Genomic DNA, 24,006 nt, shown 5'->3' on the forward strand with positions numbered 1-24,006 from the left:
TTGCTCCCTGGATTTTTAATTAGGGTATTTCCGCTTCGCGGACATGAATAAGCGAACTTGATATTACGGCGGATTGATAGATTGCTTTCACAGTCTAGGTTTTAGCCGCCTAACCCACCCTACGCTAATGCCCTATTTTAGTGCGGTCACGACAGTAGGGTATATTATGAATGCACTTTACTACTGATTAGGGTGAGGAAACAGAGTAGGGGGGCGATCCAATCTCCCCATTGAATATATAAGGTTTGGGTGGTTCGGCGCTCAATAATATCAGCATGAATTTCATAGGTGTTGCGATTGGAAATCCATCGGGTTTTACCGTTATGTTCGACAATGGCGGAATAGCCGGTGTTGGTGGCACGAATGGTGGTGCGATCGCTCTCTATGGCTCGGAGAATGTCTTGAGCGTGATGTTGCCATTGCATAGGGGCAGTATAATGGGCATTATTAGAGGCGGTGATGATGAATTCTCCTCCTTGGGCGGTTTGGCGGCGGAAAATATGGGAAAATGCGGAATCATAACAAATGCCGACGATGGCTTGTCCTACGGGGGTTTGCATGATTTGATCGGGGGAACCTTTGGCTAGGGTGGCTTCTAGGGGGGAGAGGCGGTTGATGAGTTGGCCTAGCAGGGATTCAAAGGGGATATATTCACCTAAAGGAACGAGTTTAATTTTATCGTATTGACTGATGATTTCACTGTTTTGATTGAGGGTAAAGAGGCTATTGGTGAGGCGATCGCCCTTTTGCCCAAATGCACCCACCCACACCGGGGTTCCCCACTCCCGGATGGCTTGAATTAGAGGGGGATAACCCTGGTTTTGATTTGTCCAGAGAAAGGGTAAGGCGGTTTCGGGGGTGAGAACGATATCAACGCCTTGGGCGGCTAATTTTTGGTATCCTTGGGTATAGCCCGCTAAGGCGTTTTGCCATCCCTGAGAATAGAATTTGATCCGATTGGGAATATTGCCTTGAATGATGCCAACTTTGAAGGTTTCTCCGGATTTTGTGGCTGAGGATGTCTGCCAGAGAAAATAACCGGTTGTGTGGGCAAAAAAGAGCAGGGTAAATGCCCAAATTAGAGTTGACTTTTTTGGGGTTTTATGATATAAGAAATCGTAAATAAATTCAGCTACTAAGCCGTTAACAGCGACTAAAGTAGCGGTAATGGTAGTGGGGCCAGAAAGCTGTCCTAAGTGCAAAATGGCTAAATTAAATGGACTTTGGGTATAAGACAGGGAACTCCACCAGAGATCGGAACGGCTCCAAAGACCTTCGAGGAGACACCAGAGGGTGGTTCCGAATAATACTCTGTAGAGGCTATTTTTGTGCTGGGTAAAACGGCTCAATAGGAGTGCCCAGAGGGTAACTAGAGCGCTGCCCCAGAGGGTAATAAAAATCCAGACCCCTAGGGCGATCGCCAAACTCGCTAACCAGGGAACCCCTAACCAGGTCATGGGATGAATTCCAGTCATCCAAAATAGGGCGACTCCATGAAATCCGATGCCCCAAACCAGAGCATAGCCGAGGGTGCGTTTCCAGGAGTCGGAGCTAAGAATAACCACCCAGAGGGGGATGAGGGCAATCCAGGCTAGGGGCCAAGCGTTGACAGGAGCAGGGGTTATTCCCATCAGCACTCCGGCGAGTAGACAGAGGGCAAGGATTCCTAATTGCTCACGGATACCCAAATGGGGTTGAGATTGAATGGGGGCCATTAATCGAGATAATTCTGCACAGTCTCTAGGGATAAGGATAGGATATTGGCGATCGCCTCAGCATCGAGTCCCATGGCTGCTAGGGGGGCGATCGCTCTCCGTTGAGCTTGTTCTAACTGTTGAATGCGTTCTCGTTCCTGTTTCAGTTGGGCGATCGCCTCCACATAAGTCGCAAACCTTTCCCCACTAGGGGTATACAACTCCAATTCACCCACTTCTGTCACCTGAAAGCGTACCTTTAACAATGGACTCACCCAATTTTGCATCGAGGCAATAGGAAGTAATTCATCCTCTTGCTGTCCCATCCATCCTTTTAACGTTCCTCGTTCTGGATCGAATAGATAATACTCTTGGACTCCATAACGGTTATAAAACTTCAGTTTCTTCTCTTCCAGTTCCTTGAGCGTGTTGCTGCGTGAGGCAATTTCAAAGACGACTTGGGGAGCAATACCCCCTTCTTCCCATTGTTTATAGGAGCGGCGATCGCCCTTTGGTCTTCCAAATGCCACCATTACATCTGGAGCCATGCGAGTTTCATTATCCCCTTCTACCGGATACCACAACAAGTCACCCGCGATAAATACATCCGGGTTATCTAAATACAGAGCATCTAACCCCCCTTGAATGGTGGTGATATAGCGAAACTGAAGGGTATTGTCAGCCAAGGGTAAACCATCGCTTTCTGGATACTCGATTTGGGGATGAACTGAAACCATGATCGGAGAAGGGGCGCACGCTAGGAAAGAGTTATCCTGATTCTAAGAAAATCAGGGAAAAAACGGCAGAAGGCGATCGCCTAAATCGGAATAATAGAGACACAAAGAGCCGATATCCGCATCCTATGCGATCGCCGTCGCTTGAGGACGAGCAAAAATCATCCGTCCTGCCGAAGTTTGCAGCGCACCCGTCACCACCACCCGCAATTCCACCCCAATATACTGCCCCCCTTCTTCCACAACCACCATCGTGCCATCATCCAAATAGCCTACTCCTTGTTCCGGTTCCCGACCCTGCTTAATAATTTTCAAGTCCAGATCATCACCCGGCAAATAGGCTGGACGCATAGCTTGGGCTAGGTCATTAATATTAAGAACAGAAACTTGCTGTAGACTAGCAACCTGGTTCAGGTTGTAATCATTGGTTAGCAATGTGCCATTAATTTCTTGAGCTAAATGGACTAACTTAGCATCCACCGTAGAAATATCTTCATAATCGGCTGGATGGATAGCAATTTTGTCTGGATAAGCTTCCCGAATACGGTTGAGAATTTCTAAGCCCCGACGGCCGCGAATCCGCTTTTGATCGTTACCCGCATCCGCCACCAGTTGCAACTCTTGTAAGACAAATTGAGGAACTAACAGTTGCCCTTCAATAAACTTGGTACTTAGGAGTTCTTCCAATCGACCATCGATAATACAACTGGTATCCAAAATTTTAGTGGTAGCAGGTTTTAAAGTTCCCTCAGAAAGCAGTAAGCTTTCCATACTATGGGGATTAATCAGTCGCAAAAATGACCGGCCATGGGTATCAGCCAGGGAAATTCCGGAGAACGCAAACAGGATACTCCCTAAGACAGCAACTAAGGGTTTAATAAAGCCGAATTCTTGGGGAATGGGTAGGAGGAATAGGGGCGCTAACATCAGGTTAGCCACTAATAACCCAACGACTAAACCAATGGAACGGGTGAGCAGGACTTCTACAGGCATTTGTCGCATAAAGCTCTCTAAGCGCCGATAGTAGGTTTGCACAAATAGCCCCACAGCGCCCATAATCAGGGCAGAAAACCCGGCCGTGACCGATCGCAGACCATCTTGATTACTCACTTGGTCTAACACGGGAGTGGGCAGCAATTCAATGCCGTAGAAACCGATACCGATTCCTGCTAGGATAAAGGATATGATAATAATTGCGTCAATCATAAGTTTGACCTGATTGGGAATGGATCAATATTTAGGGGTCTCCAGAGACCACCTAAACTCATACTCATAAAGGATAGAGATAACCTATATTATAAGAGATTGTCAGACAACCCCATCGATTCATTCTAGACATCATTAAAAAGAGCAAAGAGCATCGGGGTAAGAGGTTTCATGGAGCATCAACAACCATCTTTGGCAATTCCTCGTTCAGCTTATCTTCATATTCCCTTCTGTCGTCGTCGCTGCTTCTACTGTGATTTTGCCATTTCTGTAGTCGGCGATCGCCGTTGGGGAGACTCTTCCCCAGCCATTTCCCACTATATCGAGGTCTTGATCGCTGAAATTCAACAGACTCCCCGTCACGGTGTATCCCTAGAGACGGTCTTTTTTGGTGGAGGAACCCCATCCTTACTCAGTGTCAGTCAACTGGAGCAGCTCTTAACTACTTTGGATCGCCAGTTTGGGGTCACTTCTAGCGCGGAAATCTCCATGGAAATTGACCCCGGAACCTTCGATCGAGAGAAGTTACAAGGATTTTTAGCTCTGGGAGTCAATCGGATCAGTTTAGGGGTACAATCCTTTGATGACCGGATCTTGAAACTCTGTGGGCGATCGCATACTAGCACCGAAATTTATCAGGCGATCGATCTTATCCATCAAGCACAAGTCGATAACTTCAGCATCGACCTAATTTCCGGTTTACCCGAACAAACCCCAGAGCAATGGCAACAAACACTACAAGCCGCCCTCGCAATTTCCCCGCCCCACCTCTCCGTCTATGACCTAATTATTGAACCGATGACCGTCTTTGAAAGACGCTACGAATCCGGAAAACTGACCCTTCCCACCGATGAAACCAGCGCCCAATTCTATCGCTTAACCTCGCAAATTCTCCGAGAAGCAGGTTACGATCACTACGAAATTTCTAACTATGCACGTCCTGGATATTACTGTCGCCATAACCGCGTCTATTGGCACAATCAACCCTACTATGGTTGGGGAATGGGAGCCGCCAGCTATATTGATGGTATCCGATTTACCCGACCGCGCACTCGCCAAACCTACTATCAATGGCTGCAAGATGGGGGAGTGATAGACACTCCTCCACTCTCGGACACCGAACAGTTTCTAGAAACTCTCATGCTCGGTCTTCGGCTTGCAGAAGGTCTATCTTTAAAGACCTTAACCGATCGATTTGGTTATCCGCCCTTGCAACAGTTGAGTCCCAGTTGGTATCCCTACTATCAACAAGGATGGATTAACCTCTACACCCTGAATGGACAACCTTGGCTTCCTGGACAACCCCTACCCTCAACGGGTCAGATCTGTCTAAGCGATCCAGAAGGCTTCCTCTTTTCTAACACAGTTTTAGCCGAGATGTTCCAAGTGTTGAGTAATGAGTAATGAGTTTTGAGTAATGAGTTTTGAGTAATGAGTTTTGAGTAATGAGTAATAGGAGATCCCCCCATCTCCCCATCTCCCCATCTCCCCATCTCCCCATCTCCCCATCTCCCCATCTCCCCATCTCCCCATCTCCCCATCCTAAGAAACCCCTTTCGGTCGCCATCCGGGACGCACTTTCTGGGGAGCGCGGGCGACGACCAAGGCATCATTTTGCACATCTTTAGTCACTACCGATCCGGCTCCAATGGTGACATCTTCACCGATGGTAATGGGAGCAACTAAGACACTATTGGAGCCAGTTTTCGTGCGATCGCCAATAACCGTCTTATGCTTCTGATAGCCATCATAATTCGCCGTAATCGTACCTGCGCCCACATTCACCTGTTGACCGAGTTCGGCATCTCCAATATAGGATAAATGGGCAACATTGGTGCGATCGCCCACTTGGGACTTCTTAATCTCCACAAAATTGCCCACCCGACAACCCGCTCCAATCTCAGCATGGCCTCGCAAATGGGCATAGGGGCCAATTCTCGTATTCGAGTTCACCACACTATCACTAATCACCGAATAGAGAACCGTCACCTGCTCCCCAATCTCACTATTCTCAATCAAACTCCCCGGCCCAATCCGACAACCCGTCCCAATCGTCGTATTGCCACGAATATGGGTTTGCGGTTCAATCAGCACATCCGAAGCAATCCGTACCGTATCATCAATCGTAATACTATCGGGATCGATCAACGTCACCCCCGCCTTCATCCACTCCTCCTTAATCCGGTCTTGGAGAATCTGATGGGCCGTAGCCAACTGTTTGCGGTCATTAATCCCTAAAATCTCCTGATAATCCTCCACATCCACAATCATCACCCGGTCTAAATAATTCACCGCATCCGTTAAATAATATTCCTGCTGGTCATTTTCTGACTTTAACTGAGGTAAAACCTGGGCCAGTTGCGGCCAATTGAAACAATAGACCCCCGCATTAATCCGCCGATTTTGCCGTTGGGCCGTTGTACAATCCCGGTCTTCCACAATTTGTTGCAGCAAATTATCACTATCAGAAAACACGCGCCCATAGCCTTGAGGATGGGGATGTTGAGCCGTTAAAATCGTCGCTCCATTGCCTTCGGTTTGATGGGTTTCCAGCAAATTACGAATCGTTTCCGGTCGTAATAGGGGCACATCCCCATTGAGTACCACTAAATCGCCGTCAAACCCTTCTAAATGGGGTAAAATCTGCTGAACCGCATGACCCGTACCTAACTGTTCACTTTGGGTAACAAACTCCAATTCAGGAACACCGGTAAGAGCTTCCTGAACTCGATCCCCCCGATATCCGACAATCACAAACTGACGCACGGGGGAAATCAGGTGACAACTCTCAAGTACCCGTTGAACTAAAGACCGTCCTCCTAGGGGATGTAAGACTTTGGGCAACTCCGACTTCATGCGAGTGCCCCGTCCTGCGGCTAAGATTGCTACTGCTACCATGACTAATCAACCACACTACCGACAGGAGTATATCGCGGTTTATCCCCAAAATTTGACTGTTGGGGCCAAATTTTGATCCCCATATCCCTAATTTTAGGGTGAAGGGCGATCGCCATCCCTGTTCAGCTTTAATAGACAGGTAAGGCTCTATGCTAGTGTGAACAGGAGATTGGGAGATTTTTCTGGCGTTTTCGGCGATCGGCAATTGTCAAGTTGTTTAAAGTTTCTCATCCTTTTGTTTATTTGAGTTGAACCCCTGCGCTAAACTAAGCTTTGATCCGGTATAACGCTGGACTAACTTAAATGGGTCAAACCATAGAGCGGTTCAAGCATTCCGTTCTCAATGACTCGGTTGAGTCTCTAGAGTCCTCTAGAACCCACTCAACCCCCTACACCTTATCGTTTGTCGATAAGTGTGAGAGCATATCACTATCAAACTGTTGTTGGGAGTTCTTATTCAATGTCTCATTCAGTAAAAATCTACGATACCTGCATTGGTTGCACCCAGTGTGTGCGTGCTTGTCCCTTAGATGTACTAGAAATGGTTCCTTGGGATGGATGCAAAGCCGGACAGATTGCTTCTTCTCCTCGCACAGAAGACTGTGTGGGTTGCAAGCGCTGTGAAACCGCTTGTCCGACTGACTTTTTAAGTATCCGGGTTTACCTAGGTGCGGAAACCACCCGCAGCATGGGTCTCGCTTACTAAAAGCGGGTTCACCATTGCCATTACCTTGGGTTCACCCTGAACCTGGGGTCAACCTTCAGGGGGAGTTGCGAAACTCCCCTTTTTGGTAAGTCGAAAACTCTGGATCGCAAAAGTCTACTATTTCGTCTATGGGTAGATTGATCGCTGTGGGTATGCGATCGGGATTAAACACAGTCACTAGCTTATTTTCTCCCTGGATGGTACTCCTTTCCATTCTAGAGCCTCCATTTTAAGTGAGAGGGTAACGTTCTCCAAATTCCAGCTTCTGTTCTTCGCAGGGTCTAAGAAACCCGGTTTCTTCGAGAAACCGGGTTTCTGGTCTACGCAGGTTTCTCCCTCAACCTTATTTCCCAATACAAAAGCGGCTAAAGATGCGATCGAGTACGGATTCGGTGACTTCTTCTCCCGTCACTTCGCCCAAGGCTTGAATGGCTCCCCGTAAGTCAATAGTCCAGAAGTCGAGGGGGAGTTGTTCGGCAATGGTGGCTTGTACTTGCTCTAGGGAAACTTGGGCGCGGGTGAGGGCGGCGGTTTGCCGTTGGTTAATGGCAATATCGAGATTCGCCGCTTGTAGGTTGCCCCCATTGACGGCGCTGAGAATGGCTTCTTCTAGGGCTTCAATCCCTTGTTTATGGGCGGCTGCTGTTTTGACGATCGCCACAATATCCCCCGGTAAACCAGAGGGCAACTCGCCCACTAAGTCAATTTTATTGAGGATCAGAATCACTTTTTCCGGGGGCAGTTGCTCGTAAATGGCGCGATCTTCGGCAGTCCATCCGGCAGCCGCATCGAGGGTAAACAGGATCAGATCGGCTTTTTGCGTGGCTTGGCGCGATCGCTCGACACCAATTTTTTCCACGCGATCGCCGGTATCCCGAATACCTGCGGTATCCAAAACTTGGATGGGAACCCCGCGCACCACGAGCTGGGTTTCGACAATATCACGGGTGGTTCCCGGTAGATCGGTAACAATGGCGCGATCGCTCTGACTCCAAGCATTCAGTAAGCTCGATTTTCCCACATTCGGACGACCGACGATCGCCACTTTTAAGCCACTGCGGAGCAATTCCCCCTGATTGGCAGTGGCTAAAATGCTGTTTAATTGCTCTAAAACCTGATTAATTTCGGTGATAATTTTCGGCTCATCCAGAGGGGGCAGATCGTCCTCAAAATCAATTCTCGCTTCAATTTCCGCCAATAGCTCCACACAAGTTTTACGCAGATGGCGAATAGGAGAAGCTAACTTACCCTGAATTCCCGCTAGGGCTAATTCTGCGGCTTGAGGCGATCGCGCCCCCACCAGATCGGAGATACTTTCCGCTTGGGTTAAATCAATCCGTCCATTCAGAAATGCTCTTAGGGTAAACTCTCCCGGTTGTGCCAGTCGAGCGCCCTGCTCTAAACAGAGGGTTAGCACCTGTTGCACCACCATGATCCCCCCATGACAGTGAAATTCCACCACATCCTCACGGGTGTAGGAGCGGGGCGCTTTCATAATCATCAGCAGAGCCTCATCCACCGTTGCCCCTGTTTGCGGATCGCAGATATAGCCATAAAGGATGCGATGGCTCTCCCAGGGCTGATTTCCGGGCGCTTCAAACAGCAATTGGGCGATCTGCAAAGCTTCGGCTCCCGATAGTCGCACAATGCCCACACTGCCCGCTTGGGGAACAATGGCAGTGGCGATCGCGGCGATCGTATCTTTGGGTGCAAACGAATTCAACATCTTGTCAGTCTTTCCCCTCTCAAGAGCCAGTCTTTTTTACATTTTGCACTGCTGCCATCATTTGTCCTAGGAGGGGTAAACCAATGAGTGCTGGCAAGACATAGCGGGAAGTACAGAGCAATCCTAGTGCCGCCCCAGTTGCTCCATCAAAATAGGATTGATAGAAAAAAATCAAAGCAGCATCACGAGTGCCAATGCCCGCAAAGGTGAGGGGTAGTAATCCGGCTAAAATGGCGAGGGGGGATAGGGCTAAATTGATCCAAAACGGAACCCAAGCATTTAAGGTGAGGATAAATAACCAAATCTGCAACAGATGTAAAAACCAAAGAAAGATCGAGGTGGCAGTAGTGAGCAGAAGTTGTTTCTTGTCTTGCCAAAAATAGTCATGCATTTCGCCCCAAGAGTCTTGTAGGGTTTGTAGCTTGGTTTTCATTTTCCGAGGAACGATTTTCATCATGACTGTAAAAAAGAAGCCCGCAAAGGGTTTAGAGCCGAGCAGCAGCAATCCTAAAACCAATCCTAGGGCGATCGCCATCGTCATGGCCCAAAAAAAGGCATCTTTTTGAGGATAAAGGATCAAACCAAAGGCACACCATAGGAGCAAGGAGAGCATGTCGCAGGCTTTTTCAAAGACGACTAGGGAGAGGGAGAGTGTACCCCTTAAATGTCCTCGATCTTTCATAAAGTAGGCTTTGGCAATGTCTCCCATTTTGGAAGGCAATACCAGATTGAGGATACTCGACTCTAAAATCAGACGATTGGCTTCAAGAAAGCCGAGGCTCTTTCCCGATGGCATCAGTTGTTGCAGTCGCCAAGAGGTGACTAAGGTGATGGGAATCAGCATGGCAAGGCTAGTCACCATCCAGAGGCGATCGCAGTTTTGGAAGACTTGAATCAAGCCCTGAAAGTCAATTTTAGAATAAATAATGAAGAGGATAACAACGCTGACAAAAATAGAAATAAATCGTTTCATTTTAAGGAGTTGGCTCTAGTTTGAGGACTTGACCGGGTTTAAGGGCTTTAATGCGATCGCATCTCTTCCTGGGGGATGATTCCTCTTCTGACTGCAACCCGATATAATAACCCTGGTACTATCCGATCCATTTTTCACCCATTTCCCTATGGAAAATACTGCTTCTGAGCTGGCAACTGTTCCCATCGAGTGGTGGAGCATTGCCTTATTTAGCTTGGCGATCGCCTCCATCATTCTAGGCTTACGTGCCCTTCCTGGAGTCATTTTAAGGGCGATCTTATCCGTAATACCGAATCAAGCGGCGACAGTTCTGGAAAAAGTGGTCAGTCCATTCAAGGGATTGATCCGCATTGTTCTCCTATTAGCCCTAGTCGATTTCATGGTAATCCTATGGGGGCCAGGTTTTCTCCATCCTTGGGGAGAAAGACTGCTCAGTTTAAGTTTCACCATCACTCTAACTGTTCTAGCGTCGCGCATTTTTCAACAATTCTTTGATGTCTATCTGATTGATGCTGCCTTTCAGAGCGGACGCAAAGTCAATAGCGAGCTACTGATTGTGAGCAAATGGACGGTGAATACTGCGATCGTTATTCTAGCGATTCTCCTGTTTGCCCAAACCCATCAAGTCAATGTGATCGGACTCTTAGCGAGTTTAGGAGTGGGTGGATTGGCGATCGCCTTTGCCGCTCAAAACACCCTCAGCCAGTTCTTAGGCGGTATCGTGCTTTATCTCGATCGCCCCTTTGTCGTCGATGATTATATCGGCTTACCCGATGGCACATTTGGCAGAGTCGAATCCATTGGACTGCGATCGACCAAAATTCGCACCTCTGGCAAAGGAACTCTCATGATTGTTCCCAACAACTCCCTGACTCAAGTCAACATTGAAAACTTCACCGGAGCCAAAAAGGTGATGTCTTTACTCTATCTCACCTTTTATCGCATCATCGAAGAACAAGAACAAGCCCTCATTCGCGAAGTCATTCTTGCTAGTACCCAAGACATTTTCGGCATTAATCCCCGCAGTACCAACGTCACCTTTAGAACCCTAAAAACCGTCGAAAATCAACCCAAAACCGAAGCCCAAATCACTCTATTTATCCTCGGTTCCGGCAAAGCTTCCATGGAAATTCGCCGACAAATGATCGATCGCGCCCGCCAAAATATTAGCCTCAAGCTCAAGGAGTATGGCATTAAGTTTGATATTGAAGAACCCAATATTTATGTTGACTCTCCCATTACCGTCTAAAGTATCCCTATGAACTTTTCCACCTGGACTCAATTCACCGATTCCACCCTAAATTTACTCGATCAATATCGGATTCCCTATCCCCTAGTTTTTCTCGTATTTGTCTTAGGATCGATCCTCATCAGCAAAGCCACCCCTAACTTTGTTCGCTTTGTCATTAACCGTAGCTTTTCCGGTTCTGGACAAGTCAACCGTCTGTATGAAGACTTTGTAGAACCCCTCAAAAAAGAATTTCGCGTAGCAGGCAGTTTCATTTTAATTTATTTGTCCCTCGGATGGCTCAACCATAACCCCGGACTCTATCAATTCACCCAACCCTTTATTACCCTAGGACTAACCATTAGTTTAGCCTGGCTTTTTTCCCGTCTTTTCCGCCAACTTGTCCGTATTTATGGGATTTCTATCGTCCGCAAGTTAGGGATAGAAGTCGATGATTTTATCTTAATTATTGAAACCGTCGTCAATGTTTTAATCGGTTTCTTTGCCGTTGTTGCCTTTGCCCAAAGCCAAAAAATCCCACTAACTGCTTTACTCGCTGGAGTTTCCATTGGCGCTACCGCAGTGGCGTTTGCGGCTAAAAGCACCTTAGAACAACTCTTAGGAACCATTGTTTTATATTTAGACCGCCCCTTTATCGCAGGGGAATATATTCGCTTACCAGACGGTTTATATGGGCGTGTGGAATCGATTGGATTAAGGTCTACCAAAATTAGAATGGCTGCTAAAAGCACATTATTTATTATGCCCAACAATACTTTAGCTAACCTGGGGATTGAAAATGTAACCAGAGGCAAAAAAGTCATGGTCTTACTGTACTTGGATTTTAATCGCTATCTGGAAGAGCGAGAACAAGCTTTGGTGCAACAAGTGGTGAAAGAAAGTACAGATGCTCTATTTGGTATCGATCCGGGAAGCACCAGTATTGTTCTGCTCAATGATGAAGAATCTCACCAGAATACCAGAGCGAGAGTGACTTTTTTCATTCTCGGTTCCAATGAGAATTCTATCCAATTGAGAAAACGCTTACTTGAACTCGCCAATCAGAAAGTGACCAAAAAACTCATGGAATTTGGAATTGAATTTACCTTGCAAGAACCGAATATTTATGTAGAATCTCCAGTCACGATCTAAAATTTTTGTAACTCAAACAAGAATCTTAATTTCAAGATAAGGGGTCATCATCATCCATTTGTACATCTAAATTAGCGGCTAATACTTCTGCCATCATCACTTCTAGGGCAGCCGTATTAATCGAGTTAACCGGTTGATTTTGCAGAGGGTTGGAGAGGGGAATTAATCGTAGAACACGGTTTTCTTGAACTAAATCAAAATAGGTTTCTTGGTCTTCAGATTGCTGAAGTTGTAAATAATCAAAGCTTTCAATATTCAAATATAGGGTATGATTCGCCAAGATCGTCGATCTGAGGGGGTCGGCAAAGACTTCTTGAATGTAGGCTTCTCCAGTAGCTTGGGTTTGGCTATCCAACAGTTCAACATAACGGACACGGTGGAGATCCCCAATCACTTTCTGAATATCCTGTGGATTCACAATAATGCCTCTGTTGAGAATGCAAGGAGCAGGTAACCGTGTATTGCCAGGCAATTGATCGTAATTCATGGGAAAACTCTCTAATTTCAAAAGAGGACGACAAGACTACTGACGATGTGACATCCCAAGACTGCACCCTAAGATAGAATGGCCTATTAAAGTAGCCTATGAGACAATTCTATCCTAAGTCTTTGGCGGATACTTGCCAGATTCTACGGATTTTTAGATCGAATTATAGGTATCGATCGCGCAAGTAAAATGGAAGTAATCCAGTCGCAGTGTTTCTGATTCAAATTCACCCTAAAGAAAGGGAAGATTCAGATAAACGACTCAGAAAACAGAGTAGATGTCTATTTGCAGATTAACATAGAGTATGGGGGGAGTGGCAATGAAATGCATCTGGAATTTCTGGGGGGCGATCGCCTTTTACACCCGTATACCTATACCTGGCTCTTGGCCCCTAGAGTTTTCAGGAATTGCACGGTTGGCGGCTTGGGTAGGACTGCTGATCGGGGCAATATTAGCCGTGATGAATTGGGGATTATGGGTCGTAGGAATGCCGAATTTAACTCGCAGTTCCGTAATCGTTGCCCTGTGGGTTGGTATCACTGGGGGATTACACTTAGATGGGGCGATGGATACGGCTGATGGTTTAAGTGTTACGGATGGCGATCGCCGTTTGCAGGTGATGAGCGATAGCGTTACGGGTGCATTTGGAGTCATGTCTGGCATCCTGATTTTATTGCTCAAAACGGCTACATTGAGTTCCTTAGAGCCACACCATCTGTGGATCGTGCTGGCCATTCCCGCATGGGCAAGAGCGGGACAACTGATGGCCATTTGGCGCTATCCCTATCTAAAACCGACGGGAAAAGGAGCCTTTCATAAAGCGGCGATTCAATCCTATCAAGATGTTTTACCCACTGTGTTGATGCTAATTACTTTCAGTGCTGTGCAATGGGCGCTCAATGCCCAACAAGGTATACAGATTCTCAGCTTAACATTGGGATGGGGGGCGATCGCCTGGGGAACTGGATGGTGGTTTAATCGCCAACTGGGAGGCCATACCGGAGATACCTATGGCGCAGTCGTCGAGTGGACAGAAGCATGGGGCTTGGTTTGGGCGATTTTAATTGAGTCATCCTAGCCCATCCCCATGGGCACGGACATTCGCTACAATTAGGCTGATGATGAATTTTTCTTCAAGTTAGATGAATAGTTGTATTTTAATGGCCCAAATTGTCCAAGATCCTCAACTGCGCTATACCCCCGATGAAACGGCAGTGACGGAGATGTTAGTCCAGTTCGCCGCAACCAAGGCAGAAGATCCACCCCATACCTTGAAGGTGGTGGGATGGGGAAATTTAGCGACGGAAATTGCCCAAGGCTATCATCAAGGCGATCGGGTGATCCTTCAGGGTAGTCTGAGAATGAATACATTCGATCGCCCAGAAGGATTTAAGGAAAAACGGGCAGAGTTAGTGGTTTCCCGGATTTATAATGTTGATGGCGAACCGGTTGCCACTCAACCCTTAGCGGCAGTAGCAGCAACGGCCAGCATACCGAATAACGTCACACCCATTACTCCTTCTGCTCCAGCCGCTCCGCGTCCCCTGCCAACTCCCGCCCCGGTTGCGCCATCCCCTGCGGACATTCAACCCTTGGAAGAAGATGAAATTCCCTTTTAGGGAATGGAAAATGGGGAATAGGCAATAGGCAAAAGGCTATTTCCCCATCTCCCCATCTCCCTATCCCCCCCTTCCCCCACCCTCTACCAAAGAAACCTGAAAGACTTGGGCAAAGACCTGGGGTAGGGTTTGGCGGATATCAGCCACAGAAATACTGGGGATAAATTGCTCTAGACTTCCCACGGGGCGATCGCCAATTCCACAAGGAATGATCGCCTTAAATCCTTCCAGATCGGGGTTGACATTGAGCGAGAAGCCATGCATGGTAATCCAACGGCTGACTTTAATGCCGATCGCCCCCACTTTATAGCCGTTGAGCCAAACACCAGTTAAACCGGGGAGGCGATCGGCTTTTAAGCCATACCCTCTAAGCGTTTCAATCAAAACCGTCTCCAATTGGCGCAGATACCAATGCAGATCCCGTTGATAATAGTTTAAATTCAAAATTGGATAGCCCACCAATTGACCGGGACAGTGATAGGTGACTTCTCCTCCCCGCTCCACGCGATGGAGTTGGGCGGGAGGATGCTGCGGATCGAATTTGAGAAAATCTAACGTGGCTCCTCGTCCCAGAGTATAGACGGGAGGATGTTCGAGCAACAGCAGCAGATCCTCTAGATCCGGATTCTCGCGCCGTTGGGCAACCCATTCCTGTTGCCATTCCCAAGCCGTTTGATAGGGCACAACTCCCCGTTGCCAAACCTGACAGCACCGAGTAGCAATAGGCGATCCATTCATCTCCCCATTCCTATCAAAAGTTGGTTAATTTTAACATAAGTTTAGAAAAAGACCCGGTTAAAACATCAAGAATTGTCAAGGGATGCAACAGATTTTTAATGGTTGTGTTCAGCAGAATACAAAATGTTAGGGTAAACGTATAGCCCCGATGGGAAGTCACTCTTAGCTGTACACTAAGAGTTAAGACCACCCTAGGGAAATTCGTTTAATGGGAGGAAGCTTATATGAAGCTTGTTATCCAGGGAAAAAACATTGAAATAACAGATGCAATTCGTGACTATGTTAATCAAAAAGTTGAAAAGGCTGTCAGTCATTTTGAGAGTCTGACAACAGAGGTTGATGTCAATCTTTCGGTAGCTCGTAATCCCCGGATAAACCCCAAGCAGACGGCTGAAGTGACGATTTATGCCAATGGAACGGTCATTCGGTCGGAGGAGAGCAGTGAAGATCTTTACGCCAGTATTGATTTGGTGGCAGACAAGATTGCTCGAAGGCTGCGTAAGTATAAGGAGAAACGCCAAAATAATAAACACAAAACAAAGACGGCAGTTGAGCCTCCTGAACTGGTAGAAGACCTGGTGGAGGATACGGAAGGGATCAGCAATTTAATTGCTAATGGTACTCCGGAATTACCGGCAGATGTGGTGAGAACTAAGTATTTTGCCATGCCTCCGATGACGGTGGAAGAAGCCCTCGAACAGTTGCAATTGGTGGGCCATGATTTCTTTATGTTCAGAAATGCGGATACGGGAGAAATCAATGTGATCTATGAGCGCAACCATGGGGGATATGGAGTTCTCATGCCCCGCAATGGTAACGGCCATACCCATGGTCGCAATGGTTCAACGGCTCAAGGGAATGCAACCGTAAGCTCGAATGCTTAACATGGGATTCATGTTTGCCTTAGAACGGCCCGATGGCAGAAGAGACTACATGCCTCAAATGCCATCCCGGTTGCCGTTAACCGGTTTGTTGCCAGATTTTAACCGTCATGTCTTGGGAACCACTGATTAAGGTTTTCCCATCGGGACTGAAGGCAACAGCAGTAACGGGGCCTTGATGACCTACTAAGGTGTCGATTTCTTCACCGGTTTCGAGTCTCCAGAGTTTGATGCTCTGGTCATGACTGCCACTGACTAGCATTTGTCCGTCGGGGTTGAGTCCAACGGTGTAGACAATGCCTTGATGGCCGGAAAAGGTTCGCACTAATCCCCTCGTGCTACAATTCCACAGTTTAATGGTGCGATCGCCACATCCGCCCGCTAACATTTGGGCATCTGGTGTCAGAGCAACGCTATACAGGGCCATGGTGACTTCGAGGGTCATTTGGGGGCTATCGGCTCCCACTTGCCAAACTTGGATGAGACCGCGATGATCGTTCCGGCCGGCGATCGCCAAAACATCCCCATCTCGGCTAAACCCTAACGAATCAATCTCATAATCCACATAATAATTGGTGCGGAGCAACTCCCCATGAGCAAAATCCCAAAATCTCAGGGAACTCTTCTCTTCTAAGGGTTCCGAACCCGCGCTCACCAGGGTTTGACCATCCGCACTAATAGCAACCACCGTTGTCCAATCTTCGCATTCCAATTCTTGCAGCATTTTGCCCGTCGTTACATTCCAAATTTCAATCTCTCCGGTAGCTGCTGCTAGGGTTTTCCCATCTCGACTCAGAGCCACAGAACTGACGGATAAATCCTCGGAATCTAAAGATAACCGCGTCATTTCATAGGTGCTTAAATCTACGCTGTTCATTTCCTCATAGCCCCCACTCACCAGCCGACTCCCATCGGAACTGAGGGATAAACAAGTCACGGCGCTCGATTGGGTAAGGGTTTTCACGCATTGCCAACCCGTTTTACTTTTGACGGATTGGGGCTGTGATACTACTGGAAATGGAGCTTTAGGAGTCGCGGGTTGTGCAGGCATTGGCGTTTGATTAGGGGTATCCCACTCATCCTCATCCCCCCATTCATCATCACGACTGAGATCCGGTTCAAAGTCCATCTGAGATTGAAAGTCATCAAACCCCTGTTTAATCCGATTCACCCATTTTTCGGCACGTTCGGTAAAGCTTTTTACGTCAGAAACCGGTGTTTCGGAGTCGAGTGTTGGGGGTTGGGGGGCTTTCTCCAGTCGGTTTTGCAACTGGATCAGTAACTCCGTTTGTTGGTTGAGTTGGCTTTGCAGTTGGGAAAGTGCGGCTGAGTCTGTGGCGTTATGTTGGGGGGTTTCGGTGGGTAAATGCTGAATTTCGGCTGAGAGTTGTTCGAGTTGAGCTTGCAGTTGGGTTAATTGGGGAATAACATCCCCAGACGTTTGGGGAACGGGTAAGGATTGTAACTGTTCATTGACTTTGACAATGGAGTTGAGTAGCTCTGTTGATTGGGAACCGAGGTGTTCTAAAGTGGTTTCCAGGTTTTCCAGTTGGCTCGATGCGGTGTTTAATTGGCTCAGATCCAGGCGATCGATTTGCCCTTGTACGGCTTCTTTCCAGGTGGTGAGACTCTGCTGAACGTCGTTAAAACTTTGATCCAGATGCTCTTGCAGTCGGCTATATTGACCGCGCAATTCAGCTAGATCGCCCTCTACATCTTGCTTGAGGGTTTTGACTTCCCCAGAAACTTCCGTTAACTGGGATTCTAAAGATTGTAGTCGTTCTTCAGTGGGGAGGCGATCGAGTCGTTGGAGAATCTGGGCTAAAGATTCCAGCACATAATTGGACTGATTGCGAAGTTGAGCTAATTCTTCTTCCATACTCTTAAAATCTAGGGTTTCCAAAACCGATAAACGGTCAGTTAAATTTGCTTCAACTCTACTCAGTCCTTGTTCCCACTGTCGAGGGTTGATTTCACTCCCTAGAGCAAGGACAACTGCGCGTAAGGATTCGATCTCTTCAGAAATCTCTTCAGAAAGGGTAGCTTGCAGTTGCGGCAGATCCGTTTGTCTATCTTGCTGATACTGTGCAGCCAGACGTTGACGGTTAATCAGATTGAGAAACAGAGACAAAGACATCGGAGTGGCAACAAACACCACTTTTTCCAGAAGCACAGCAAACCCAGCCCCCACCACCGAGGCGACAATAGACACAGATTCAGCCATTTCCGTCCAATGGCGGTTGTCCACAGTTGGCTTGTTGTTCGACATGGCAAGATCCCCATTCCTGGATCTAGTGTAGTCCTTCTTGTGAAAGGGTTGAATGGGGATATAGTACGTTGCGCTCTTTCCAGAAACATTTTGATCCCCCTAAATCCCCCTTAAAAAGGGGGACTTTCTTATTCCCCCCTTTTTAAGTTGATGGACTGATCGAGCTATCCAAAGATATTCAATTAAGAAGGGGGACTTTCTTATTCCCCCCTTAAAAAGGGGGGTTAGGGGGGATCTTTTCCTGCTGCGCCTCATTAAGCAAGCAAAGTGCTGTCTCATAAAATCGAGAAGATTGAGTGAGAGTAAGGAATTGCTGTTAGGAAACTACAAGAGAGAATCGGGATCGATATTGAGTTGTCGGAGTTTCTCCCGTAGCTGTTGTAAATCGGATTCGGCGCGATCGCCTCTTTGTTGTTGGCGCTCCCTTTCCTGGCGTTCGATATCTAGCTCTAGTTCGGCACTTTCCGCTCTTTCCTCTGGAGTCAGATAACGCTGTCCCTGCTCATCATACCAATACAGCCATTCTCTCTCTATCCCTTGATACGTCCCTCGCTCTCTACCTATGCCTAAACTCAGTTCCGGCAACCATACTGGTTCCCCTGATAATAATTGATATTCACCTCCCTTAAGTTGATGAACTTCTAATCTGGGTTGTTGTGTCCGCAAGGGATTATAGATGACATAGTAGAGAACTCCCAGTTGTTCGTACTGTTGTTTTTTCTGGCTATATTCTCCTCTTCTCGTTTGCGAAACCACCTCTAACACTAAAGTCGGTACTTGTTGCTCTTCCCAGAGAACATAAGATAAGCGTAAACCCTCACCAATGATTCTAGGGACACCCATACTCAAAAAACCATCGGGGACAATGGCGGGTTGGTTGGGATCAGTGTAAACTCCCATATCCACGCCAAAAAACCAATCCATGCGCTCCGACCAAATCGAAGCGAGCATGGCTTTGAGGAGAGTGGGAATTAAATCTTGCAGTTCGTTATCCACAGGAGTCTCATCTGAGTCAGGTAAATCCGCCGCCGAGGGGTAGTAATCTCTAGGATGGTATTCAAGTTGCATAACGTTGATGAGGAGTTTCTCTTGATTTTATCACCCGATCTTGTGGCGAGCTACAGTCTGGTGGTATAAATTTCGTAATCCGCCAAAACTGCTGTACCCAATGGCTAAAGATGCTTTCCATGAACAAGTTAAAACTGCTTTAACCAAAGAGGGGTGGACAATTACCCACGATCCTTTCCCGATCGCCATTAGTGAAGTGGTAAAATTGCAAATTGACTTAGGGGCTGAAGGGGCGATCGCCGCCGAGCGAGAATCGGAAAAAATTGCCGTAGAAATTAAAAGTTTTATTGGCGATTCAGATGTCAGTGCCTTTCATACCGCATTGGGACAATACCTGAACTATTCCCAAGCACTCGAAGAACAAGAACCAGAACGGATGCTGTATCTAGCTATTCCCCATGAAACCTATAAGGATTTTTTCCAGCTTGCGTTCATTCAACGCGCTCTCAAACGTTACCAACTCAAGTTAATCATTTACGATCCCAACTTGGAGGAAACTGTGGAATGGATAAACTAGAACAATATCGCCAATTTGTCAAGCAAATTTTGAGCGAACATGCCGAAATTTCTCCCACTACAGAAACCCTAAAAGCCCAGCTTATTTTTGACAGTGAACATGACCATTATCAACTCAATTATGTCGGTTGGCGGGGGAATAAACGAGTGTTTGGCCCGGTGATGCATTTTGATATTGAGAATGGCAAAATTTGGATTCAATATAATGGGACTGAAGACTCCGTAGCCGAACGGTTAGTAGAAATGGGTGTTCCTCCTACCGATATTGTGATTGGATTTCATTCAGAATTTAAGCGCAAATTTACCCGTTATGCAGTGAATTAAGGAAAATGGGCAATAGGAAAACACTGCCAATGCAAAGAGAACCCATTACCCATTATCCATCACTTAAGATCGAGTAGAATTATTTAAGCGACGGGCTAAAAGTTTGGATTTTAAAGCAATCTCAATTCTTTCCAAAACCTTGGTCATCCCTGTGGTATTAATCATTTCTGGGGTAATGGCTGAATTTTGAGCCGCTTGCATAGCTTTTTCTGTCAGAGCATGGCTGGCATAACCGGTAATAATTAAAACTAAATCAGCACTGGCGATATGACTTTCCATTTGTTGAGCCATTTGCAGTCCATCTTGAGCCGTACACCAATTTAAGTCCACCTTAGATGCTCGCAAGCGATTTTTGACGGCAGTTGCTAATTTATCATGACCTCCAAATACAACAACTTTTCCCTCCAAAAGCATATAGGGATTGGGTTGTTTTTCCGATACCCGATGGCGAGTTCTGGGCTGAACATTGCGAGGTAATTCAACCCTGGCTCTATTTTCCATCGCTTTATCATAGATAAAATTTAGGGTTTGTTCATGGCTGCCTCGCAAGCGAGCAACCGGCCCTTCTTTGCTATATAAATTAATTTGATGAATCAGGGCTTCAATCACTTCATCTAAGCCTTGAATGGCTTTGAGGTCTTGAATATAGGGCCGAATAGCAACGGCGGCATCGGTGGCACTATAAAAGTCTTCTTGTTCAGCAATCATATCGAGTAAATCGGCTTTCAATTCTTGCCGCCAGCGATAGGTTTGATCGGCTAATTGTTCATCGAGTAACCGTTCTTCATTGAGAATCAGTTGGCGATCGGCAACTTGGGCCGCTAAAACCGGGGCTTCTTCAAGTTGTTGGCGCAAATCGGCAGCTTTTTCTTCTAACTTTTGTCGGGTAACACTATCTCCTAAACTGAGATGATCGAAGTCAGAGAGAATTTTTTCGACATCCGCTAATAAAGGTTTAAGTCGTTTTTCAATTTCGGCAACAGCAGCTTTGACTTGTTCATCCCGTTGTTGTTCTAAACGGGTGGCTTCGAGTTCAAGTTTGGCGGCTGATAGTAAGTCTTGAACTGAGTTCTCTAAATGATCGAGTTCTGAGATATCCATATTCATGATGAACTGAAGATAAGTAAACGTTACTGGGTTCTGCCCTGGATCTATCCAACCTCTGCCGTGACGATCGCACAGGGACATTAGGTTGATCTTATCGTTTATTGTGGTCAGACTTGTAAGTTGGTCTTAACTCTTTATGTCTTTTGGGGATCGGTGGTAGGATGACTGGGGAGTCGGTAAAATTGGAAAATGAAAAAGTGAACTGTGGTTCACGATGAGGGCGATCGCCCTATTTTCCCAGACCCCCTGAATCCGATCAACCCCATCAATCATGCAGTATCGACGATTTGGCAGAACGGATCTGCCCATGCCTGTCTTCTCCTGTGGAGGGATGCGCTATCAATATAAGTGGCAAGATAAGCCCCTATCTGAGATTCCAGCAGAGAATCAGCAAAATCTAGACGCAACCATCCGTCGTGCTATCGAGGTGGGAATTACTCATGTGGAAACGGCCAGAGGCTATGGCACATCGGAGTTACAATTGGGCCAGGTTTTACCCAAACTGCCCCGCGATCGCCTCATTGTGCAAACGAAAGTTTCTCCCAAGCCAGATCCCGAAGAGTTTCGCCACAAGCTAGAGATTTCCTTAGAGAACTTGCAACTCGATACCATTGATCTGCTAGGCATTCACGGGATTAATACCCCAGAAATTATCCACCAAACCCTGCGTCCTGGGGGCTGTTTAGATGTGGCCCGCGAATACCAAAAACAGGGCAGAATTCGCTTCATTGGCTTCTCTACCCACGGCCCCACCGATGTTATTACCCAAGCCATTGAAACCGGTCAATTTGACTATGTAAACCTCCATTGGTACTACATTAATCAAACCAACTGGCCCGCCATTCAAGCGGCTCAAAAGCACGATGTGGGGGTGTTTATCATCAGTCCCTCCGACAAAGGGGGACAACTCTACAAACCGCCGCAAAAACTGGTGGATCTCTGCGCTCCCCTGAGTCCCATGGTTTTTAATGACCTGTTTTGTCTCAGTCATCCCCAAGTCCATACCCTGAGCTTAGGGGCAGCCCGTCCGAGTGATTTTGAGGAGCATCTGAAGGTTTTGCCCCTGTTAGATCGGGCCGATGAAGTGTTACCGCCTATTCTCCATCGTTTAGAGGAGGCGGCGATCGCCACTTTAGGAGAAAATTGGTACAAAACTTGGCATATTGGCTTGCCTACTCCCGAAGAAACTCCCAATAACATCAACATTCCCATTATTCTCTGGCTAAGGAATCTTGCCCTAGCCTACGATTTAGTCGAGTATGGCAAAATGCGCTATAACCTCCTCGGCAATGGCAGCCACTGGTTTCCCGGCAATAAAGCCAATCATCTAGACTCCGTTGACTTCGCTCCCTGTTTAGCCAATAGTCCCCACGCTGAGATTATTCCTAACCTCCTCCGAGAAGCCGACCAACTGCTCGGTGGGCAAGAGGTTAAGCGCCTATCCCAGTCCTGAGTTATGAAAAATTAAAAATGATCTCTGAGATGGGTGTGAGATTGTCTACAATAAGAATCGATGATGAAGTTTAAGTCAACACATGACCCCTATGGCTGGAAAAACAAGCGAAAGTTCCGATAAACAGAAAGCCCTGAAAGCCGTTCTCACCCAAATAGAGCGCAGTTTTGGCAAAGGTGCAATCATGCGCCTCGGTGATGCAGGGCGCATGAAAGTGGAAACTATTCCCAGTGGAGCGCTCACCCTCGACTTAGCTCTAGGGGGCGGTTTACCCAAGGGACGAGTAATTGAAATCTATGGGCCAGAGAGTTCGGGGAAAACGACCCTAGCGCTTCATGCCATTTCTGAAGTGCAGAAAGGGGGCGGGGTGGCGGCCTTTGTCGATGCCGAACATGCCCTAGACCCCACCTATGCCTCTGTTTTAGGTGTAGATATTGAAAACTTGCTCGTCTCCCAACCGGATACGGGAGAAATGGCCTTAGAAGTGGTCGATCAGTTGGTGCGATCGGCTGCCGTTGATATTGTAGTGGTAGACTCCGTAGCTGCCTTAGTTCCGCGATCGGAAATTGAAGGCGATATGGGCGATGCACCCATGGGGGCCCAAGCAAGGCTCATGAGCCAAGCCATGCGGAAAATTACCGGAAATATCGGCAAATCTGGCTGTACTGTCATTTTCCTCAACCAACTGCGGCAAAAAATTGGGGTCGTTTATGGCAACCCCGAAACCACCACTGGTGGGAATGCCCTTAAGTTCTATGCCTCCGTGCGCCTCGATATCCGCCGCATCCAAACCTTGAAAAAAGGCTCGGAAGAATATGGCATTCGCGCCAAAGTGAAAGTGGCTAAAAATAAGGTGGCTCCCCCCTTCCGAATTGCCGAATTTGACATTATTTTCGGTAAAGGCATCTCTTCCATGGGCTGTCTTTTGGATATTGCCGAAGAGACCGGAGTGATTACCAAAAAAGGCGCTTGGTACAGTAAAGAGGGTAATAATATTGGCCAAGGACGGGATAATACCATTCAGTACATGCAAGACAATCCCCAGTTTACTGAAGAAGTAGAAAATGAAGTACGTCAAAAACTGGATATGGGAGCGGTAGTTTCCGCTAATTCCGTTGCCCAAGTTAGTGAAGAGGATATTGATGGACTGACCGATGGTGATGATTTGCCCGATCTCGATGTGGAGCTTGAAGAGGAGGAGTTAGAACTGTAGCCAGCCAGTAAGGT

23 protein-coding genes are annotated in these 24,006 nt (G+C 47.1%); 11 read left to right on the top strand and 12 right to left on the bottom strand.

What is annotated here, in order from left to right; all coding sequences use genetic code 11:
• Positions 1-164: 164 nt before the first annotated feature.
• The 3 genes from lnt to PMG71_RS14730 all read right to left on the bottom strand — a co-directional run bounded on the left by lnt (position 165) and on the right by PMG71_RS14730 (position 3,634).
• Entirely contained in the window at positions 165-1,715 is a 1,551-nt protein-coding gene (lnt, locus tag PMG71_RS14720) for an apolipoprotein N-acyltransferase (protein ID WP_283754459.1), read from the bottom strand.
• Positions 1,715-2,431 (bottom strand): Uma2 family endonuclease, encoded by a 717-nt coding sequence (locus PMG71_RS14725; protein ID WP_283754460.1) that lies wholly within the window; start codon positions 2,429-2,431, stop codon positions 1,715-1,717. The genes lnt and PMG71_RS14725 overlap by 1 nt, the downstream gene beginning before the upstream one ends.
• A 123-nt stretch (positions 2,432-2,554) precedes the next feature.
• The gene (locus PMG71_RS14730) at positions 2,555-3,634 is read right to left on the bottom strand and encodes a PIN/TRAM domain-containing protein (RefSeq protein WP_283754461.1); all 1,080 of its coding nucleotides are present in this window, start codon (positions 3,632-3,634) and stop codon (positions 2,555-2,557) included.
• A gap of 171 nt (positions 3,635-3,805) precedes the next feature.
• Here PMG71_RS14730 and hemW point away from each other — a divergent pair, with 171 nt between their 5' ends.
• Positions 3,806-5,038 carry a radical SAM family heme chaperone HemW gene (gene hemW, locus PMG71_RS14735; protein WP_283754462.1) on the top strand — a complete coding sequence of 411 codons (1,233 nt, stop codon included), beginning with the start codon at positions 3,806-3,808 and terminating at the stop codon, positions 5,036-5,038.
• Positions 5,039-5,176: 138 nt separating this feature from the next.
• Here the strand turns inward: hemW and glmU are convergent, their stop codons facing one another.
• Complete coding sequence (glmU, locus tag PMG71_RS14740) at positions 5,177-6,532, bottom strand: bifunctional UDP-N-acetylglucosamine diphosphorylase/glucosamine-1-phosphate N-acetyltransferase GlmU (protein WP_283754463.1); 1,356 nt, start codon at positions 6,530-6,532, stop codon at positions 5,177-5,179.
• A 460-nt stretch (positions 6,533-6,992) separates the two neighbouring features.
• Between glmU and psaC the strand changes: the two genes are divergently transcribed.
• The gene (psaC, locus tag PMG71_RS14745) at positions 6,993-7,238 is read left to right on the top strand and encodes a photosystem I iron-sulfur center protein PsaC (RefSeq protein ID WP_012307203.1); all 246 of its coding nucleotides are present in this window, start codon (positions 6,993-6,995) and stop codon (positions 7,236-7,238) included.
• A gap of 55 nt (positions 7,239-7,293) precedes the next feature.
• On the opposite strand, the gene PMG71_RS14750 is transcribed toward psaC, so the two are convergent.
• The 3 genes from PMG71_RS14750 to PMG71_RS14760 all read right to left on the bottom strand — a co-directional run bounded on the left by PMG71_RS14750 (position 7,294) and on the right by PMG71_RS14760 (position 9,937).
• Positions 7,294-7,452 (bottom strand): hypothetical protein, encoded by a 159-nt coding sequence (locus PMG71_RS14750; protein WP_283754464.1) that lies wholly within the window; start codon positions 7,450-7,452, stop codon positions 7,294-7,296.
• Positions 7,453-7,581: 129 nt separating this feature from the next.
• A complete protein-coding gene (gene mnmE / locus PMG71_RS14755; protein ID WP_283754465.1) occupies positions 7,582-8,964 on the bottom strand; it encodes a tRNA uridine-5-carboxymethylaminomethyl(34) synthesis GTPase MnmE in 1,383 nt (460 codons plus the stop codon).
• Between the two features lie 19 nt (positions 8,965-8,983).
• Positions 8,984-9,937 carry a lysylphosphatidylglycerol synthase transmembrane domain-containing protein gene (locus tag PMG71_RS14760; protein WP_283754466.1) on the bottom strand — a complete coding sequence of 318 codons (954 nt, stop codon included), beginning with the start codon at positions 9,935-9,937 and terminating at the stop codon, positions 8,984-8,986.
• A gap of 148 nt (positions 9,938-10,085) precedes the next feature.
• Between PMG71_RS14760 and PMG71_RS14765 the strand changes: the two genes are divergently transcribed.
• Positions 10,086-11,186, top strand: coding sequence for a mechanosensitive ion channel family protein (locus PMG71_RS14765; RefSeq protein ID WP_283754467.1), 1,101 nt, complete (start codon positions 10,086-10,088; stop codon positions 11,184-11,186).
• A 9-nt stretch (positions 11,187-11,195) separates the two neighbouring features.
• Entirely contained in the window at positions 11,196-12,317 is a 1,122-nt protein-coding gene (locus tag PMG71_RS14770; protein WP_283754468.1) for a mechanosensitive ion channel family protein, read from the top strand.
• A 31-nt stretch (positions 12,318-12,348) separates the two neighbouring features.
• Here the strand turns inward: PMG71_RS14770 and PMG71_RS14775 are convergent, their stop codons facing one another.
• Complete coding sequence (locus PMG71_RS14775) at positions 12,349-12,804, bottom strand: hypothetical protein (RefSeq protein WP_283754469.1); 456 nt, start codon at positions 12,802-12,804, stop codon at positions 12,349-12,351.
• Positions 12,805-13,123: 319 nt separating this feature from the next.
• Here PMG71_RS14775 and cobS point away from each other — a divergent pair, with 319 nt between their 5' ends.
• Complete coding sequence (gene cobS / locus PMG71_RS14780) at positions 13,124-13,882, top strand: adenosylcobinamide-GDP ribazoletransferase (RefSeq protein ID WP_283754470.1); 759 nt, start codon at positions 13,124-13,126, stop codon at positions 13,880-13,882.
• Positions 13,883-13,946: 64 nt separating this feature from the next.
• Positions 13,947-14,423 carry a single-stranded DNA-binding protein gene (locus PMG71_RS14785; protein WP_283754471.1) on the top strand — a complete coding sequence of 159 codons (477 nt, stop codon included), beginning with the start codon at positions 13,947-13,949 and terminating at the stop codon, positions 14,421-14,423.
• A gap of 60 nt (positions 14,424-14,483) precedes the next feature.
• Here the strand turns inward: PMG71_RS14785 and lipB are convergent, their stop codons facing one another.
• Positions 14,484-15,161, bottom strand: coding sequence for a lipoyl(octanoyl) transferase LipB (lipB, locus tag PMG71_RS14790; RefSeq protein ID WP_283754472.1), 678 nt, complete (start codon positions 15,159-15,161; stop codon positions 14,484-14,486).
• Positions 15,162-15,385: 224 nt separating this feature from the next.
• Here lipB and hpf point away from each other — a divergent pair, with 224 nt between their 5' ends.
• A complete protein-coding gene (gene hpf, locus PMG71_RS14795; protein ID WP_283754473.1) occupies positions 15,386-16,045 on the top strand; it encodes a ribosome hibernation-promoting factor, HPF/YfiA family in 660 nt (219 codons plus the stop codon).
• A gap of 76 nt (positions 16,046-16,121) precedes the next feature.
• On the opposite strand, the gene PMG71_RS14800 is transcribed toward hpf, so the two are convergent.
• Both PMG71_RS14800 and PMG71_RS14805 read right to left on the bottom strand, forming a co-directional pair.
• Entirely contained in the window at positions 16,122-18,311 is a 2,190-nt protein-coding gene (locus PMG71_RS14800; protein ID WP_283754474.1) for a WD40 repeat domain-containing protein, read from the bottom strand.
• A 324-nt stretch (positions 18,312-18,635) separates the two neighbouring features.
• Complete coding sequence (locus tag PMG71_RS14805) at positions 18,636-19,379, bottom strand: Uma2 family endonuclease (RefSeq protein ID WP_283754475.1); 744 nt, start codon at positions 19,377-19,379, stop codon at positions 18,636-18,638.
• A gap of 100 nt (positions 19,380-19,479) precedes the next feature.
• Between PMG71_RS14805 and PMG71_RS14810 the strand changes: the two genes are divergently transcribed.
• Both PMG71_RS14810 and PMG71_RS14815 read left to right on the top strand, forming a co-directional pair.
• Positions 19,480-19,896: an element excision factor XisH family protein gene (locus PMG71_RS14810; protein ID WP_283754476.1), complete on the top strand. Its 417-nt coding sequence runs from the start codon at positions 19,480-19,482 to the stop codon at positions 19,894-19,896.
• Positions 19,884-20,219: a XisI protein gene (locus PMG71_RS14815; protein WP_283754477.1), complete on the top strand. Its 336-nt coding sequence runs from the start codon at positions 19,884-19,886 to the stop codon at positions 20,217-20,219. Before PMG71_RS14810 ends, PMG71_RS14815 begins: the two co-directional genes overlap by 13 nt.
• Positions 20,220-20,282: 63 nt before the next feature.
• Here the strand turns inward: PMG71_RS14815 and PMG71_RS14820 are convergent, their stop codons facing one another.
• Entirely contained in the window at positions 20,283-21,326 is a 1,044-nt protein-coding gene (locus PMG71_RS14820) for a DUF2325 domain-containing protein (protein WP_283754478.1), read from the bottom strand.
• Between the two features lie 271 nt (positions 21,327-21,597).
• Here PMG71_RS14820 and PMG71_RS14825 point away from each other — a divergent pair, with 271 nt between their 5' ends.
• Positions 21,598-22,779: an aldo/keto reductase gene (locus PMG71_RS14825; protein ID WP_283754479.1), complete on the top strand. Its 1,182-nt coding sequence runs from the start codon at positions 21,598-21,600 to the stop codon at positions 22,777-22,779.
• Between the two features lie 91 nt (positions 22,780-22,870).
• Complete coding sequence (gene recA, locus PMG71_RS14830) at positions 22,871-23,992, top strand: recombinase RecA (RefSeq protein ID WP_283754480.1); 1,122 nt, start codon at positions 22,871-22,873, stop codon at positions 23,990-23,992.
• Positions 23,993-24,006 lie beyond the last annotated feature (14 nt).

Source organism: Roseofilum acuticapitatum BLCC-M154, assembly GCF_030068475.1.
GTDB lineage: Bacteria > Cyanobacteriota > Cyanobacteriia > Cyanobacteriales > Desertifilaceae > Roseofilum > Roseofilum acuticapitatum.